At 65.3% G+C, this 15186-nt stretch carries 14 protein-coding genes; 2 read left to right on the top strand and 12 right to left on the bottom strand.

Translation table 11 applies throughout. From position 1 onward, the window contains the following. Positions 1-54: 54 nt before the first annotated feature. Positions 55-1146, top strand: coding sequence for a rhodanese-related sulfurtransferase (locus FLM52_01470; GenBank protein NVN54481.1), 1092 nt, complete (start codon positions 55-57; stop codon positions 1144-1146). Positions 1147-1215: 69 nt separating this feature from the next. Here the strand turns inward: FLM52_01470 and FLM52_01465 are convergent, their stop codons facing one another. The 8 genes from FLM52_01465 to FLM52_01430 form a co-directional block, all read right to left on the bottom strand. Continuing rightward, on the bottom strand, positions 1216-2103 hold the full coding sequence (locus FLM52_01465; GenBank protein ID NVN54480.1) for a LysR family transcriptional regulator: 888 nt from the start codon (positions 2101-2103) through the stop codon (positions 1216-1218). A 124-nt stretch (positions 2104-2227) separates the two neighbouring features. Then, positions 2228-2359 (bottom strand): entericidin A/B family lipoprotein, encoded by a 132-nt coding sequence (locus FLM52_01460; GenBank protein NVN54479.1) that lies wholly within the window; start codon positions 2357-2359, stop codon positions 2228-2230. 151 nt (positions 2360-2510) lie between these two features. Next, positions 2511-2648 (bottom strand): entericidin A/B family lipoprotein, encoded by a 138-nt coding sequence (locus FLM52_01455; protein NVN54478.1) that lies wholly within the window; start codon positions 2646-2648, stop codon positions 2511-2513. Positions 2649-2663: 15 nt separating this feature from the next. Continuing rightward, entirely contained in the window at positions 2664-2789 is a 126-nt protein-coding gene (locus tag FLM52_01450) for an entericidin A/B family lipoprotein (protein ID NVN54477.1), read from the bottom strand. Between the two features lie 71 nt (positions 2790-2860). Continuing rightward, positions 2861-3856, bottom strand: coding sequence for a zinc-dependent alcohol dehydrogenase family protein (locus FLM52_01445; protein ID NVN54476.1), 996 nt, complete (start codon positions 3854-3856; stop codon positions 2861-2863). A 179-nt stretch (positions 3857-4035) separates the two neighbouring features. Further along, positions 4036-4812 (bottom strand): sulfite exporter TauE/SafE family protein, encoded by a 777-nt coding sequence (locus FLM52_01440; protein NVN54475.1) that lies wholly within the window; start codon positions 4810-4812, stop codon positions 4036-4038. Between the two features lie 204 nt (positions 4813-5016). Then, positions 5017-7197: a TRAP transporter permease gene (locus tag FLM52_01435; GenBank protein NVN54474.1), complete on the bottom strand. Its 2181-nt coding sequence runs from the start codon at positions 7195-7197 to the stop codon at positions 5017-5019. 255 nt (positions 7198-7452) lie between these two features. After that, a complete protein-coding gene (locus FLM52_01430) occupies positions 7453-8460 on the bottom strand; it encodes a TAXI family TRAP transporter solute-binding subunit (GenBank protein ID NVN54473.1) in 1008 nt (335 codons plus the stop codon). 404 nt (positions 8461-8864) lie between these two features. On the opposite strand from FLM52_01430, the gene FLM52_01425 reads away from it, so the two are divergent. Continuing rightward, complete coding sequence (locus FLM52_01425; GenBank protein ID NVN54472.1) at positions 8865-9293, top strand: HIT family protein; 429 nt, start codon at positions 8865-8867, stop codon at positions 9291-9293. Between the two features lie 145 nt (positions 9294-9438). Here the strand turns inward: FLM52_01425 and FLM52_01420 are convergent, their stop codons facing one another. The 4 genes from FLM52_01420 to FLM52_01405 form a co-directional block, all read right to left on the bottom strand. After that, positions 9439-10695, bottom strand: a complete 1257-nt coding sequence (locus FLM52_01420; GenBank protein ID NVN54471.1) for a nickel transporter — start codon at positions 10693-10695, stop codon at positions 9439-9441. Beyond that, positions 10685-11446, bottom strand: coding sequence for a DUF1007 family protein (locus FLM52_01415; protein ID NVN54470.1), 762 nt, complete (start codon positions 11444-11446; stop codon positions 10685-10687). The genes FLM52_01420 and FLM52_01415 overlap by 11 nt, the downstream gene beginning before the upstream one ends. A gap of 122 nt (positions 11447-11568) precedes the next feature. Beyond that, positions 11569-13098, bottom strand: a complete 1530-nt coding sequence (locus FLM52_01410) for a sigma-54-dependent Fis family transcriptional regulator (GenBank protein NVN54469.1) — start codon at positions 13096-13098, stop codon at positions 11569-11571. 16 nt (positions 13099-13114) lie between these two features. Next, entirely contained in the window at positions 13115-15169 is a 2055-nt protein-coding gene (locus tag FLM52_01405; GenBank protein NVN54468.1) for a sensor histidine kinase, read from the bottom strand. Between the last annotated feature and the right edge of the window lie 17 nt (positions 15170-15186).

Genomic DNA, 15186 nt, shown 5'->3' with positions numbered 1-15186 from the left:
TCTCTCGCTCATCCTGCTCCGGATTTACGTTCCGGCCCGCACGAGGACCCTCGCATGACCGACACGCCCGACCTGACCGCCGCCGATCTGACCAGCAACGCCACGCCTGCCTCCACCCGCCCCAGCCCGTTGGCGCCGCAGCATGTGGTATGCGCACTCTACAAGTTCGTCACCCTCGAGGACTTCGAGGCGTTGCGCGACCCGCTGCTGGCAGTGATGAACGAGCACGCCATCCGCGGCACCCTGCTGCTGGCCCGCGAAGGCATCAACGGCACCGTGTCCGGCTCACGCGCCGGCATCGATGCGCTGCTCGCCTGGCTGACATCGGACCCGCGCCTGGCCGAGCTCGACACCAAGCAGTCGCTGGCCGAACAGGCGCCCTTCCTGCGCGCCAAGGTCAAGCTCAAGCGCGAGATCGTCACCATGGGCGTCGAGGGCATCGACCCGCGTCATACCGTCGGCACCTATGTGGAGCCGAAGGACTGGAACGCGCTGATCTCCGATCCCGAGGTGCTGCTGATCGACACCCGCAATGACTACGAAGTGGAAGTGGGGACCTTCGCCGGTGCCGTCAACCCGAACACCACTGCCTTCCGTGATTTCCCGGACTACGTCTCGCGTGAGCTGGACCCGACACAGCACCGCAAGGTGGCGATGTTCTGCACCGGCGGCATCCGCTGCGAGAAATCCACGGCCTATCTCAAGGAGCAGGGTTTCGATGAGGTCTATCACCTCAAGGGCGGCATCCTGAAGTATCTGGAAGAGGTACCCGAGGAAGAGACGCTGTGGCAGGGTGAGTGCTTCGTGTTCGATGAGCGCGTCACCGTCGACCACCAGCTGCGCCCCGGCCAGTACGACCAGTGCCATGCCTGCCGCCTGCCGATCACCGAGGAAGACAAGCAGAGCGAGCGCTACCAGAAAGGCGTCAGCTGCCCACGTTGCTACGACAAGCTGAGCGACGCCCAGAAGGCGCGCTTCGCCGAACGCGAGAACCAGATTCGCCTCGCCAGAGAACGTGGCGAAGCCCATCTGGGCATGGACGCCGTCGCCCAGATGCAGGCACGGCGCGATGCCAAGCAGCAGCAGCGTGAAGCCGCCCGCCGTGCCGCGCTGAAGGCCAGCGAGAAGCCCAGCAAGAAGCGCTGATAGCAGCCAGCGCCGCTTTCGCTACCCGAACACCCCGTCTCGACGGGGTGTTCTGCATTGCAGGCTGCCTCAATCGGCCACACCCGCCGAGTGAGGCAGCGAACGCAGCAGCTCAAGCACGGCGTCCAGCCGTCGGCTACGTTGCTGTCCACTGCGCCACAACAACCCGACCGTCTCGCCCTCCCCGGGCAGTCGGCGCGCGATCAGCTTTTCACCAAGCCGCGAATCGGCCAGGTTCTCCGCCAGCACGCTGACCCCCAGGCCAGCCTCCAGCATCGCGCCGAGGCCGGAAATCGAATTGGCCTCCAGCAAGGGCGAAGGCTGCAGCCCCAGCAGCTCGAACTGCTGATTGAGGCGTCGCCGCTGCTGCATCTCCGGCGTCAGCAACACCAGCGGATAGTCACGCAGGCACTCCCACTGCGGCGCGTCGGGCAGGCGGAAATGTACCTGACTGGCGATCAGCGCCGAATGCTCCTGATAGAGCGGCCGACAGGCGAAGCCGCTCATGGCCGGGGCCGCCGGATAGCCGACCGCGAGATCCAGCTCCCCATCCTCGAGGCCCTGGGCCAACGATGAGGTCGACAGTTCACGCAGGCGCAGCGAGAGCTGCGGAAAGGCTTCGCGCAGTCGCGGCAGGAACTCGCCGACCGCTGCCAGCGCCGATGGCACCACCCCCAGCGACAGGCGCCCGGTCAGCACCGCGTCCGGTGACAGGTCTCCCTTCAGCTCATCCAGCTCGGCGAGAATGCGCCGTGCGTGGGTCAGCACGCGCTCCCCTTCCGGCGTGAAGCCCTCGAAGCGGTGGCCGCGCAATATCAGCGCCGTGCCCAACTCCTCCTCGAGCTGCTTGAGGCGCGCCGACAGCGTCGGCTGGGTGACATGACAGACTCGCGCCGCACGACCGAAATGGCGCTCACTGGCCAGCGCGACCAGAAAACTCAACTGTCGATGATCCATGTCGGGGCCTTGATTCTCGCTGAAGGAAGGCTGGCATGATGACAGGCAATGGCCAGCGGGTCAGACACGAAAACGCCCGGCGCGATGGCCGGGCGTTGGATATCACCACTATCCGGAGCGTCGCTTATTGCGCGGCGTCCTGGACAGCTTCGCCAGCATGCTCGACATCCTGGCCGGCACCGTCAACGGTGTTGCAGCCGGAAAGTGCTGCCAGAGTGAAGAAAGAGGCGAAGATGAGTGCAATGGTGCGGGACATGGTCATGCTCCTTGCGGTAGTGAATATCGAGAAACCTCATGAAGACGCCAGTTCCTGCGCCTCTACCCTCATACCTTGGGCCGCCTCATGGGCTTTCAAGGGGTGAGATTCATGTTTTGTTCACTCGCCGCCCATGTCATGGACAGTGCCATCAACTGGCCGATTCCTCGATGGAACCCCCAAGGTGCTCGAGATCTTCCCCGAAACCTTCCACGGTATTGCAGCCACCCAACAGCAGGCCGAACAGCAGCGCGGTGCCAGTCATCATCATGAATCGTCGCATGAGCATTCCTCTCTCGGGCAATCAGCTGGCGGCGTTGTCGATCGAACCGCCCAGATGCTCCAGGTCCTTGCCGAAACCGGCCACGGTATTGCAGCCGGCCAGACTCACACTGGCCACCAACAGGGCAGCCACCATCAAACGCGTCATTCTCATCACTTCTCTTCCTGATCAACGGCCAACGAAGGTAAGACACCCTCACTGGCCGAAGGTGCCAATACTCAACGATTTACCAGCAGAATCTTGCCCAGCGCCTCGCCGGATTCCAGCAACTCATGCGCCTTGGCGACGTCACGGAAGCTGAACTGGTGCTCGTCGAGCAGCGGACGTACCGCGCCGGCCTCCAGCATCTCGCTCAGGGCGTTGAGCAGCTCCGGCTGGTCGTCCATACCAATACCTGTCAGCAGCGGTACCGAGCGGAAGATGACGTGCAGTGACAGGTTCTTGGAGTGCAGCTGGGTCAGGTCGTGGGTCGAGCGGGTATTGATGGAGCACAGACGACCGGAGGTCGCGGTGGCCTCGATGGAGCGATCCAGATTGTCGCCACCGACGGTGTCGAAGACCAGATCGAAGCCGCGTCCGGAGGTCAGGCGCGCCACGTAGTCCGCGACCGCTTCCTCGCGGTAGTTGATGATCTCGTCCGCCCCCAGCTGGCGTGCCAGGTCTGCCTTGGCTTCGCTGGACACGGTGGTGGTGACATGCGCGCCGAGATACTTGGCGATCTGTACCGCGACATGGCCGACGCCGCCGGTGCCGGCGTGGATCAGCACGTGCTCGCCTTCCTTGATCTGACCGCGCGAGACCAGCGCCGTCCAGGCCGTCAGGAATACCAGCGGCAAGGCCGCGCACTCTTCCAGCGTCAGCGCCGCCAGGCTCGGGCGCTTCACGATCACCCGGGTGTCGGCGATCATGTAGTCCGCCAGAGCGCCCTGCCAGCCCTTGACGCCACCGGCACAGCCCAGCACTTCATCCCCGACGGAAAACTCCGTCACGCCTTCCCCGACGGCATCGATCACCCCGGAGACATCGCCATTGAGAATGGCCGGGAATTCCGGGTGCGACTTGACCAGCCCGCTGCGCAGCTTGGTCTCGATGGGGTTGATGCTGGAAGCCGTCACCTTGATACGCACCTGCCCCCGCGCCGGTGTCGGGGTCTCCAGTTCGCGCTCGACGAACACTTCGGGACCGCCATACTGCTCGATGACCATGGCTTGCATGAGGAAAGACTCCTGAACGATGAAGGAAGAGACGCCATAGCCGGGCTCGGCGCCATCATGAATAAGAGGTGAGCGGTATACCGGTGTGTCGACAGGACAGGCCGGCGTTCCGTTAAGACTACCTCGAGCTTACTCCGTGTCTAACATAAGGTCAGCATAAGGCCAGCATCAGGCCAGCATCAGGTCAGTGCCAGCTTGAGCACGATGATGAAGATGACCGCGACCGTCAGCCACTTGACCCACCGCGCACCCGCGGGACTCATGTTGACCCGCGCGCCGAGAAAGGCGCCGCTCATGTTGCCGACCGCCAGCACCAGACCATAGGCCCAGCGCACCTGACCATCGAACACGAACACCGCCAGCGCCGGCAGGGTATACATCAACACGATGAAGACCTTGAAGACGTTGACCTGGGTCAGGTCGATCTTGAGCAGCCGGTAGAGCACCACGATGAACAGCACGCCGACACCGACCTGGATGAAGCCACCATAAATGCCGATGCCGAACATCGCCATCACCACCACGGGCGTGATGCGCTCCGGCGTCAGTTCACGGGTGTCGATGCGTGGCGTCGGCAGCAGCATCATGATCGAACACACCACCATCACCACGATCAGAACGCTCTCGAAGGCCTCGGCACTGATACGGGTCGCCAGCCAGGCCCCCAGCATGGCGCCTGCCACGGCGGGTACGGCCAGCCGCCAGGCCACCCCCATGTTGTGCGCGCCCGCCTTGAGGAAGGTGCTGGTCGCGGTCGCACTCTGCAGCGCGATCGCCACGCGGTTGGTGGCATTGGCCTGGGCCGCCGGCAGACCGAGAAACATCAGCAGTGGCAGCGTCAGCATCGAGCCACCCGCCGACAGCACATTGATGAAACCGGCCACGCCACCCAGTGCGATCAGCGCCACTACGCTGATCAGATCAAGGCCGCTGGTCAGCCCTGCAACATCCGACATCATGCCGACATTCCTTGTCCTACTATCCCGTTGAGTGAAGACGCCCGCGGCAGACATGCCCCAGAGCGCGCGATGCCCGACACACCACCCTCGCGACTGAGCGGGGGGAGTGATGCCGGGCATCGTTCATAGCATATCGCGTCGCGTCACGCCTGCTTCAGCCACATCGGCTGACGGGCCTGGCGATCATCCGACACGCCTGGCTCAGTGCGCCAGCGCTTGCTGGCGGCCACTCTGGCGCACGCTGTAGGCCAGCACGCCCAGGAAGATGACCAGACCCGCGAGGTCGTAGGTCAGCTGACCATGCGGCCACAGCATCAGCGCCCCCAGCGGGAACATCGCCAGACGCAGCCACCAGGGCAGCTCGTGCTCCAGATAGCCTTCCAGGCCCGCGACGATGGCGTAGATCCCGAACAGCGCGAACACGAACACCGTCAGCATCTCGCCGATGTCACCGGAGATCAGCGGGCTCCAGGCGAACAGCAGGGGCACGATGTAGAGACCCTTGGCGACCTTCCAGGCCATCAGGCCGGTCTTCATCGGCGGTGTGCGGGCGATCGCGGCTGCCGCGAAGGCGGTCAGGCAGACCGGCGGCGTGACGTTGGAATCCTGGGACAGCCAGAAGATGATCATGTGGGCACTTACCAGTGCCATGGTCAGCACGTGCGGCGACAGCGCCTGCTCATACAGCTGGCTCTGGAAGGTATCCGGCACCAGCGCCAGCAGTTCGCGCGCGGCGTCCATGCTCATCGGCGCGCCCAGCAGGTCCAGCTTGTCCGGGGCGGCCAGCATGAAGATGGCCTTGGCCTGCTCCGGCAGGTTTCCCGCCGCCAGCAGGTCCACCAGCTGGGAATGGGCGATCAGGTTGTAGAGCGCTGGAGCGGACAGCGTGCCTAGCACGATATAGGACGCCGTCACCGGCAGGCCCATGCCCAGAATCAACGAGGCCAGCGCGACCAGGATGATGGTGATCAGCAGGCTGCCGCCCGCCCAGTCGGTGATCATCAGCGAGAAGGTGTTGCCGATACCGGTGGTGGAGACGACGTTGACGATCAGGCCGACGGTGATCAGCAGGATCGCCGTGGTGGTCATGTTGCGCACCCCGGCCAGCATCGCCTCGAGGATGTCACCGAGCTTCATCGGGTTCTTCGACAGCCATGAGGCCGCGATGACGGACAGGATCGCGATGCCGGCGGCATAGGTGGGCGTGAAGCCGTAGATCAGGGCACCAACCAGCACGAACAGCGGTGCCAGATAATGCCAGCCATCCTTGAGCACATCCTTGAGACGCGGACCTTCCGGGTCATCCAGCGCGGTGGCGTCGGAGCGCTTGGCCTCGATGCGCACGAACATGGCGACGGACAGGAAGTAAAGCAGCGCCGGCAAGGCGGCCACGCCGACGATGGTCAGGTACGGTACCTGGGTGTAGGACGCCATGATGAAGGCACCCGCGCCCATCACCGGCGGCATCAGCTGGCCACCGGTCGAGGCCGCGGCCTCGACACCGGCCGCGAAGCGCGCCGGGAAGCCGGCCCGTCGCATCAGCGGAATCGTGATCACGCCGGTGGAGACGGTGTTGGCGACACTCGAGCCGGACACCGAGCCCATCAGGCCGGAGGCAAACACGGCCACGAAGCCCGGACCGCCCTTGAAGCGACCCGCCGCGCAGCGCGCCAGATCGATGATGAAGTCGCCCGCGCCGGACTTGACCAGGAAGGCCCCGAACAGGATGAACATGAACACGTAGGACCAGGAGATGCGCGCGATGGAGCCCAGCATCCCCTCGCCGCCGATGAAGCTTCTGAACAGCACCGTCTCCCAGGTCAGGCCCGGGAAGTTGAACACGCCGCCCACATACTTGCCCCACCAGGCCACGTAGGTCAGCGCGATCAGACACAGCACCGGGATGAACCAGCCGGTGGTGCGACGCGCGAACTCGAGGATCAGGCCGACCGCGACGATGGAGACCACCCAGTCCGCGGTGGAGAACACCACGCCGCGGTCATAGAGCGCATCCTCGAAGCCGATCAGATAGAGGCCGCAACCCAGTGCCGCCAGCCCCAGCAGGACATCCACGCCCAGCACCCAGCGCTTGGCGCCATCACTGGCTGGCGTCAGCATCGGAATGGTCAGCGCGCACAGCAAACCGAACAGGCCGTAGTGCAAGGCGCTCACCCACAACTCCGACAGGGTCGAGACGGTGTTGAAGTACAGGTGCGCCAGACAGATGACGATGGAAATCACGAAGACGGCACGCCCCAACCAGGGCAGCTCCATGCGCCACGGCGCAGCTTCGGCGGATTCGTCGCGCACACCGGAGAGATCCGGCTCCTGCACTTCGCTATCAGTGGGACGAGAGGGCTCTGGCGAGCGGGAATCATGCATGGCGTTGCCTCAAGACGGGATCAGACAGCGATGGCGCAGCGGCGACTTGCGTCACCATGCGCCCGGGCTTGCGAGGAGAAGACGGGCTTCTACAACAATCATTCGTGGGCACTGCTCTGGTCCTGCGCCTCACCTTGCCCGCGCGGGGCAGTGACATGACGCCGGACCGGCAGTGGTTTATTGGTCTGGGAAACTGCGCTGCCCTCACCGCCGCCAGAGGCGAGCGATGAGGGCAGCGGGAACATCAGGCGTGGATCACTCGGCGATCAGGCGTGCCGGAATCTCGATGCCCTGCTCCTTGAAGTAACGTGCGGCTCCCGGGTGCAGCGGCAGCGGCAGGCCCGCGATGGCCTTGTCGAGGGCCATGGCCTTGGTGGCCGGGTGGATGTTGTTCAGGAACGGCAGGTTCTCGTACATGGTCTTGGTGATCTGATAGACGTCTTCTTCGGAGACATCGTCACGCACCACCAGGATGTTCGGCTGGGCGATGGTGTTGATCGCCTTGTCCTGGCCCGGGTAGGTGCCAGCGGCGATTTCATACGGGGTCCACAGCTCGAACTGGGAGTTGACCTTGGCCAGCTGCTCTTCGGTGAAGTCCAGCGTGGTGATCTCACCGCCCAGGTTGGCGTAGGCGCGGGTCACGGCGGAGGCCGGTGCGCCGGCCGGGATGTTCATGCCATCGATGTTGCCGTTCTGCATCGCGTCGGCGCTCGGGCCATAGCCCATGTAGGCCAGATCCATCTTGTCGGCATCGATGCCCAGCTGCTCGAGGATGAAGCGACCCGAACCTTCGGTACCGGAATTCTTCTTGCCGATGGAGAAGCTCTTGCCGTAGAAGTTGGTCATGTCCTCGATGGTGCCGGACTTGACCTCATCGTTGCGGGCCACGAAGTGCTCGACGTTCTGCCACAGCATCGAGACGCTGCGCAGGTTCTTGTGCGCCTTGTTGACCGGCGGAGTGCCATTCCATGCCCAGGCGCCGTAGAGGCCCTGGATGATGCCGAACTGGGCCTGGTCCTCTTCCATCAGCTTGAGGTTCTCGCCGGAGCCGGCAGAGGAGATCGCGGACACGGAGATGCCGGCGGTCGGCTCGAGCTTGACCTTGATCAGCGTGGAGAGTGCCACGCCGACCGGGTAGAAGGTGCCACCGGTGGTGGCGGTACCCATGATGTACTTGCTGTCCGCCTGAGCCACGGCACTGAGACCAAGAGAGGCTGCGATGGCGAGACCGAGACCGGCCTTGAGGAACTGGCGCTTTTGCATGGAGTGACTCCTTGGCGAACCTGCAGGGCGCAGGTTGAGCATTCTTGTAATGTGGTTAGGCAGACGGACATAGCGGCTGAGCAGGCTCTGGCCCTGGACGGTACTGGCCATGTCGCGACCGACAATGCGCAAGGTAGCCCTCTTTTGCGTGGGGCGTTCGTTGCGAGCCTCTGCTTCAGCGTAGGAAGAAGGTTAGCAACTGTCCGCGCGGCGCGGTATTTGGCGATGGGGGCATTGCGCAGCCTCCAGAGCGCGCACGGGCAATCCGCAAAGTGGCAGGATTTTGCCGATCTGGTCACACTGAAGGCATTCGCGGGCGTTCAAGCCAGGGCATCCGCCACGATTCGGGTTACCCTTTGCCCTCGACACACGCCCGCCCTGCTCCATCCGATCAAGGAGAGACGATGACCCCCTTCAGCCTTCACCCGCAGCTGGATGCCGACACTCACTTCGTGGCCGATCTGCCGCTGTGCACCGTGCGCCTGATGAACGATGCGCGCTATCCGTGGCTGATACTGATTCCGCGCCGCGATGCCATCCGCGAGATCTACGAGCTGGACAGCAGCGCCCAGCAGCAGCTGTGGCAGGAAACCACCCAACTGGGCGAGCTGCTGATGACGGTGAGCGGCGGCGAGAAGCTCAATATCGGCGCACTGGGCAACATGGTGCCGCAGCTGCACATGCACGTGATTGCCCGCCGCAGCGATGATGAAGCCTGGCCGGGGCCGGTGTGGGGCGTCGGCACGGCCGAGCCCCACGACAGCGAGACGCTGACGGTGCTGATCGACACTCTGCGCATGAAGATCGCCGAGCTGCCGAGCTATTCCTACTGACGCCATCACCTGCGTTTTCACTGACACCTACGTTCTTGCAGACACTGTCATCCACGCTCTCACATCTACGAAAACGGGGCCCGATGGGCCCCGTTTTCGTAACTTGCAGGTAGCAAGCGGCACGCCTGCCTTGGCGGCGCTGATCTCACTCGCCGCCTGAGGTCTGCCCTGAGGATCTCGGGCCCAGAGGGCTCTGCAGGGAGGTGCCCGATGCCGAGCGATCGAACGGCGAAGCACCGCGACCGGAGGGAGAGTCCAGCGCCTTGAAGCTGCTGGCGACCAGCAAGGCGCCAAAGACAGTGATGATGATGCCGCCGAGCAGCCCGACCAGTGCCGCCCACGGCCACTGACGACGCGCGCGACCGTCCGAGTGCGGCCCACCCAGACGCGCGCCGGCCGCTGCCAGACGTCCGCTGGCCCTCATGATCAGGGTGGCCATCGCCACGCTACCCACCGTCAGCGCGGTGCCCAATGACATTGCCAGCACCGCCAGTACCCCGCTGCCGACCATGTTCAGCGCCAGCGCGGCCAGCAAGACCAGAATCGCGCCGGAGCACGGCCGCAGGCCGATCGCCAGCACCGCCATGCCCATGGTGCGCCAGTTGCCACTGGCCTGCTCCGCCGTCACGCCATGCGCATGGCCGCAACCACAGTCATGCCCATGTGAATGAACGTACCCATGTGAATGAGCGTGGCTATGAGAGTGTACGTGGTCGTGGCCAGGCGACGGCTCGAACGCCAGCCCCTGCATCGCTGGCGCCTCTGGCTTGGTCGTGCCTGAAACCGGGCTTGAGACAGCCCGGGCGCTGAGCGCGCGCCACAAGGAACGCGCGGCGCGCCACAGCAACAGCACCCCCAGCACCAGCACCCCGAGATGACTGAGCAGGGTGACCTTCTCGACCTGCCCGAGCACATCGCGCCCCGCCCAGTCGAGCAGCCCCGCCCCGAGACCGACCAGCACCAGCGCACTGACGCCCTGCAGCAAGGCCGCCAGCAGTGACAACCACAGCGCACGGCGCCGAACGATGGGCTGACTGACCAGCAGCGTACTGATGACGACCTTGCCATGGCCGGGACCCGCGGCATGCAGCACGCCATAGGCGAAGGACAGCCCGATCAGCGCCCAGGGCGTGCCGGGGTGCGCGGCAAGCTCATTCATGGCGCGCCCCAGCGAGCGCTGGAAACGCGATTGCTCGGCGAAGACCCACCCCAGCGCCTCGCCCCAGCCCTGCACCAGGCCTGGCCAGAACGCCATGCCCAGCACGAGCAGCCCGCAGCCGACCGCCAGCCAACCGGCCAGGCGCCGCCCCCGCGACGAGGCCGGCTTCAGCAGGCCATCACGCATGCCCTTGAGGCTCTTGATATCGCCAAGTCCACTGGTGTCCTTCGGCTCACTGCTCATCAGTCACCCCACAACTGACACTGCCGACTTCGGCGAAGTACTGGCCGAGATCCATCGGTGCGGTGGCGTTGATATCCAGCATCGAGGCCTCGGCGACCTTGGATGGGTCCGGATCGGCCGGCGTGATGCCCGGCGTGCAGTCGAGCGCCGAGTCCTGCCCTTCCAGTCCGCTCACCACCAGCCCTTGCTGCACGGCGATGGCGTCCGGGTCATGCAGTATCTCGATGTAATAGGTGGGGTCGTAGATGCGATAACTGAGGGTGTGGCCAGCCATCGCGACCGGCTCGGCCAGCGGCAGCTCCATCTGGAAGGCGACACGCTCGCCCTTGAGCCAGGTGGTCTGGCGCGTCGCCTTGCCAAGCGCCACGGGCTCGCCGTCCAGGGTGACATGGGTGTAGTAATCGAACTGCGACAGATTGGCCAGAATCTCGCTGCCCAGCACATCGAGGCGCTGCTCCATGCTGGTATCGTCCTCGAGCGCGGCCAGTTCCTGACGCAGCGTCAAGCTGTAGAAGGGGTCGAGCAGCCAATACTGACGCATCGCGACGGCCCGCCCCTGGTCATCGAGGCGCAGCGTCACCCGCAGGTCGACCCAGCCGTGCGGGTGGGCGGCGGCAGGCTGACTGGCCACCAGGGTGCCCAGCATCAGCAACGGCGTCAGCCAGGCTGCGGGGCGCAGGCCATGACGAGACGGGAAACGCGCCAGCGCGGACGACAGCGCCGCCACCAGGCGATGAACAGCAACAGACATCGAGAAACTCCGGCAGAACGTCACGGGGACGACAGGAAAGGTTTGGCAGGATGTTACTTCATAACAAAATTGGCGACATCCCGACGCAGTCCGAGGACATTTTCGACAGGCTTTGATGGCGGTCAGTTCACCGAATCATCATGACCATGACGAAAGTCTTCTCGGCGCAGTCCGTACTTGTGCATCTTGAGATTGAGAGTACGCCGCGGCAGTGCCAGCTCCTCCAGCACCTGAGCGATGTTGCCGCGTGCGCGAGTCAGGGCGGCGCGAATCAAGGTCGACTCGAACATCGCCACCTGTGCCGCCAACCCCTGGTCCTCACTGCTCGCCAGCGCCTCGTCGCTCGCCCCGTTGCCGGCCTCGTCTGCATTCTCCTTTGCTGAGGCATTGCCCGGCGCGGATGGCTGTCGCGTCGTGAACAATTCCCCCAGCACCACACGGCGACTGGCGGCCTGGCGCAGCTGCCAGAGATTGCCCGGCCAGTCTGCCGCCATCAATGCAGCCAGCTCACCGCGGCCGAAGGGTTGCGCCTCCACCTCGTGCACCTCGGCGGCCTGACGGCTGAAGTGCGCCATCAGCAACGGGATGTCCTCGCGCCGCTCGCGCAGGGCGGGTGTCGTCAGTTCGATCTCGGCCAGCGCATGCCCCAGGGTGCGAGTCAGAGGCCCGCTTGCCATCACGTCACCCACGCTGCACAGCGCGCTGCACACCAGCCGCGGCGCTTGACGGGCGCCGTTCTCACGCGTGGCGATCCAGCCGTCCAGCCACTGCCATTGCGCGCCACTCAGGTGGTCCACCTCATGCAGCAGCAAGGTATTGGCTGCAGGACATGCCGCGAGTGCATCCTCGATCGCGCTCGCCAGTGCCTCCGCGCCCTCTGCCCTCGCTTGCGACAGGGGGGCGCATTCCACTCGCGCCAGCAAGGCCGTCGCCGCCGTCGGCATGGCGTTAGATGAGGGCGACGCCTCAGCAGGCGGCGCATGCTCGGCCAGCGCCAGCGCCAGAGTGCTGCGCCCGCTGCCCGCCTCGCCGCTGATCCAGACACGCGCCGGGTGCCCGCGCAATTCAAGCAATCGCTCACGCAACTGGCGAATCTGACGGCTCTCGCCACGCAGCAGACCACTGAGGCCGCGCACGCTCAAGCGGCGGCGCAGACGTTGGTTTTCATCACTCAGACGCCGTCCCGCCAGCGCCTGACGCAGCTTCAGCTCCAGCGCTTCGGGGTCAAACGGTTTCTCGATGAAGTCGCGCGCACCGCCCTGCATCGCGGCAACGGCCGTGGCGACATCGCCGTGGCCGGTCATCATCAGTACCGGCAGCTCCGGTGCCTGCAGCGCAAGCCGCGCCAACAGCGTCAGGCCATCCATGCCCGGCATGCGGATATCGCTGATCACCACGCTGACCGGCTCGGCGGCGGCCAGGGCTTCCAGCAGCGCCTCGGCGCGCGAGAAGCAGCGCAGGTGAATCTCGGCAAGCTCCAGCCACTGGGCAAGAGATTCGCGCACTGCCGGGTCGTCATCCACCAGCCATACCGGGGCCTCACGGGTCAGATCGCTGTCCTGCTGCAGGCGCAGCTCTGCCGGGTCCAGGCCCGTGGCGGCAAACTCCTCTGCGCCCTCGAAGCCAGCGCTGTCGTGCGTATAGCCTGTCATTCGTGCGAATACCCCGTCATGTCACGGATTGCTGCCCGCTGCCTTGTTGTTCGGTGCCGTCGGCTGCATGCGTTGCCTCCGACGCCGGCGTGCGTAGCCACAATTCGAAGCAGGCGCCGCCCAGCGCAGAACCATCGGCCAGACGCAGCTGGCCACCGAGGTCGCGCGCCATGCCATAACTCAGAAACAGCCCCATCCCCATGCCTTCACCGACCTCACGTGTGGTGGTGAAGGGATCGAACAGCGTGGCACGCAGCGCAGGGTCGATGCCGGGGCCATTGTCCTCGATACGCAGACATCCGCCCGGCTGCCCCTCAAGACTGGCCACTGTCGGCCACGCCTGCCAGCTGAGGCGCAGGCGCGCAGGTCCATCGCGCGACTCGCCGAGGAGTTCATCACTCCCTCGGGCCTGCTGCGCGTGCACCTGGCCTTCCAGCGCATCGAGCGCATTGCGGATCAGATTGGTCAGCAACTGCTCGAGACGCACCTGTTCGCCCATCACGATGACGTCCCGGGGCAGCGCCTCCCGCTCCACGGTCAGATCGAGGGCGGTGACTCGCTCGGCGAGCAGTTCCAGTGCGAAGTCGATGCGCGGCGCCAGCGCCAGGGCAACGGGCGCCTGCTGACTGGCTGGACGCACGAAGACCCGCAACTGGCGAATCATGTCCGCCAGGCGCTCGGACAGCTCACTGATGCGCGTGAAGTTGCTGGCGGCGGATTCGGCGGCACGTGCAGTCAATTCGGGGCGCGTTGCGGCGGAAGCGATGCCCCGCGCCAGCAGCTTTCCGCCGCTGGCGGCGTAGGTGCGAATGCCGACCAGCGGCTGATTGAGCTCATGGGCGATACCGGCCGCCATGGTGCCCAGCGCGGCCAGCTTGCCGGCCTGCACCAGCTCGTCACGTGTTGCCTCGAGTTCGCGCGAACGCTGGGCAACCCGCTCCTCGAGGCGCTCGTTGATCTCGCGCATCATCACCGCTTCACGCCGAATCAGCCCCAGGCGCGCCTGACGCTCGCGCATCCACAGCGCCATCATCGCCAGTCCCAGAATCACGGCGAGCCCGACCAGCACCACATTGCGCGCCTGGATATAGAGTGGCCGCAGCGGCATCAGAAAGTGCAGCTGCCAGCCCAGCGGCCCGCTGGCCAGTGACTCATCCAGATAGCGTTGGCCCATCGCCGCCGTCGGCAGCGGCACGATCTTCGACGCCGCCAGCTCGTGATTGTCACCCAGCACCAGGCTGCCGTCCTCCAACTCCCGCGACAGCGGTGTCAGCGGCGCACCGCGAAACTGCTGCTGCGCCCGAATGCTGTCCAGCGCCTGCGGCTCGATCGCCTCCAGCGCGCGATATTTCCAGTTACGCCGCGAGGCCAGCAGCACGATGCGATTGGCATCGGCGAGCAGCACCGTCTCCCCCGCCTGGCGCCAGGTATCCTCCAGCGCTTCCAGCGAGACCTTGACCACCATGACGCCCAACGGCTGGCCCTCGTCCCCCAGTACCGGCGCCGAGACGAAATAGCCGGGCCGCCCGGTGGTATTGCCGACGGCGAAGAACTCGCCGCGCCCGCGCGCCAGGGCATCGATGAAATAAGGCCGGTAGTCGTAGCGATAGCCGACGAAGCTGTCTGGCTCATCAAAGTTGCTCGCGGCCACGGTCATGCCGTCGCGATCAGTCAGGAAGATGGCCGCCGCACCGGAGGCGCGCGCGACTCGGCGCAGGTGCTGATTGAGGTCACTGCTCGAACCGAGGGGAGCGGCGGCACTGGCGGCATCGGGCTGATATGAGGGGGTAACAGGCGCAGTTGCCGCGGGCGAGGCGCCCGGCTCGCCGAGGGCGATGCGCACACGGGCCTGGCGCGCCAGCAATTCCGGCAGCCATTGGAAGCGCGACAGTTCGGCATTCAGTGTGCTGGCATAGAAATTCAGGCGAGTCGCGGCGTGCTGGCGGGCATCACGCTCGCCGCGCGCCAGCTCCCAGTGCCAGAGAGCAAACAAGGCCATCAGCCCGGCCAGCAGACTGGCCGTGAGGGCCAGCCAGGCCAGACGCCGACGGCGCAGCGCACTCAGCGTCATGGGCCATCACACCGCGC

The sequence above is a fragment of the bacterium Scap17 genome (assembly GCA_013376735.1).
Lineage (GTDB): Bacteria > Pseudomonadota > Gammaproteobacteria > Pseudomonadales > Halomonadaceae > Cobetia.
The sequence above is the reverse complement of the archived record's forward strand: the minus strand, read 5'-3'. Positions and strand labels throughout refer to the sequence as shown.

What these genes read in the sequence shown, in the direction of transcription:
- FLM52_01415 (NVN54470.1), bottom strand. Translation starts at nt 11,446, where the DNA reads ATGTCTGTTGCTGTTCATCGCCTGGTGGCGGCGCTGTCGTCCGCGCTG.
- FLM52_01455 (NVN54478.1), bottom strand. Translation starts at nt 2,648, where the DNA reads ATGCTCATGCGACGATTCATGATGATGACTGGCACCGCGCTGCTGTTC.
- FLM52_01405 (NVN54468.1), bottom strand. Translation starts at nt 15,169, where the DNA reads ATGACGCTGAGTGCGCTGCGCCGTCGGCGTCTGGCCTGGCTGGCCCTC.
- FLM52_01430 (NVN54473.1), bottom strand. Translation starts at nt 8,460, where the DNA reads ATGCAAAAGCGCCAGTTCCTCAAGGCCGGTCTCGGTCTCGCCATCGCA.
- FLM52_01445 (NVN54476.1), bottom strand. Translation starts at nt 3,856, where the DNA reads ATGCAAGCCATGGTCATCGAGCAGTATGGCGGTCCCGAAGTGTTCGTC.
- FLM52_01440 (NVN54475.1), bottom strand. Translation starts at nt 4,812, where the DNA reads ATGTCGGATGTTGCAGGGCTGACCAGCGGCCTTGATCTGATCAGCGTA.
- FLM52_01420 (NVN54471.1), bottom strand. Translation starts at nt 10,695, where the DNA reads ATGAGCAGTGAGCCGAAGGACACCAGTGGACTTGGCGATATCAAGAGC.
- FLM52_01465 (NVN54480.1), bottom strand. Translation starts at nt 2,103, where the DNA reads ATGGATCATCGACAGTTGAGTTTTCTGGTCGCGCTGGCCAGTGAGCGC.
- FLM52_01460 (NVN54479.1), bottom strand. Translation starts at nt 2,359, where the DNA reads ATGTCCCGCACCATTGCACTCATCTTCGCCTCTTTCTTCACTCTGGCA.
- FLM52_01410 (NVN54469.1), bottom strand. Translation starts at nt 13,098, where the DNA reads ATGACAGGCTATACGCACGACAGCGCTGGCTTCGAGGGCGCAGAGGAG.
- FLM52_01470 (NVN54481.1), top strand. Translation starts at nt 55, where the DNA reads ATGACCGACACGCCCGACCTGACCGCCGCCGATCTGACCAGCAACGCC.
- FLM52_01435 (NVN54474.1), bottom strand. Translation starts at nt 7,197, where the DNA reads ATGCATGATTCCCGCTCGCCAGAGCCCTCTCGTCCCACTGATAGCGAA.
- FLM52_01425 (NVN54472.1), top strand. Translation starts at nt 8,865, where the DNA reads ATGACCCCCTTCAGCCTTCACCCGCAGCTGGATGCCGACACTCACTTC.
- FLM52_01450 (NVN54477.1), bottom strand. Translation starts at nt 2,789, where the DNA reads ATGACGCGTTTGATGGTGGCTGCCCTGTTGGTGGCCAGTGTGAGTCTG.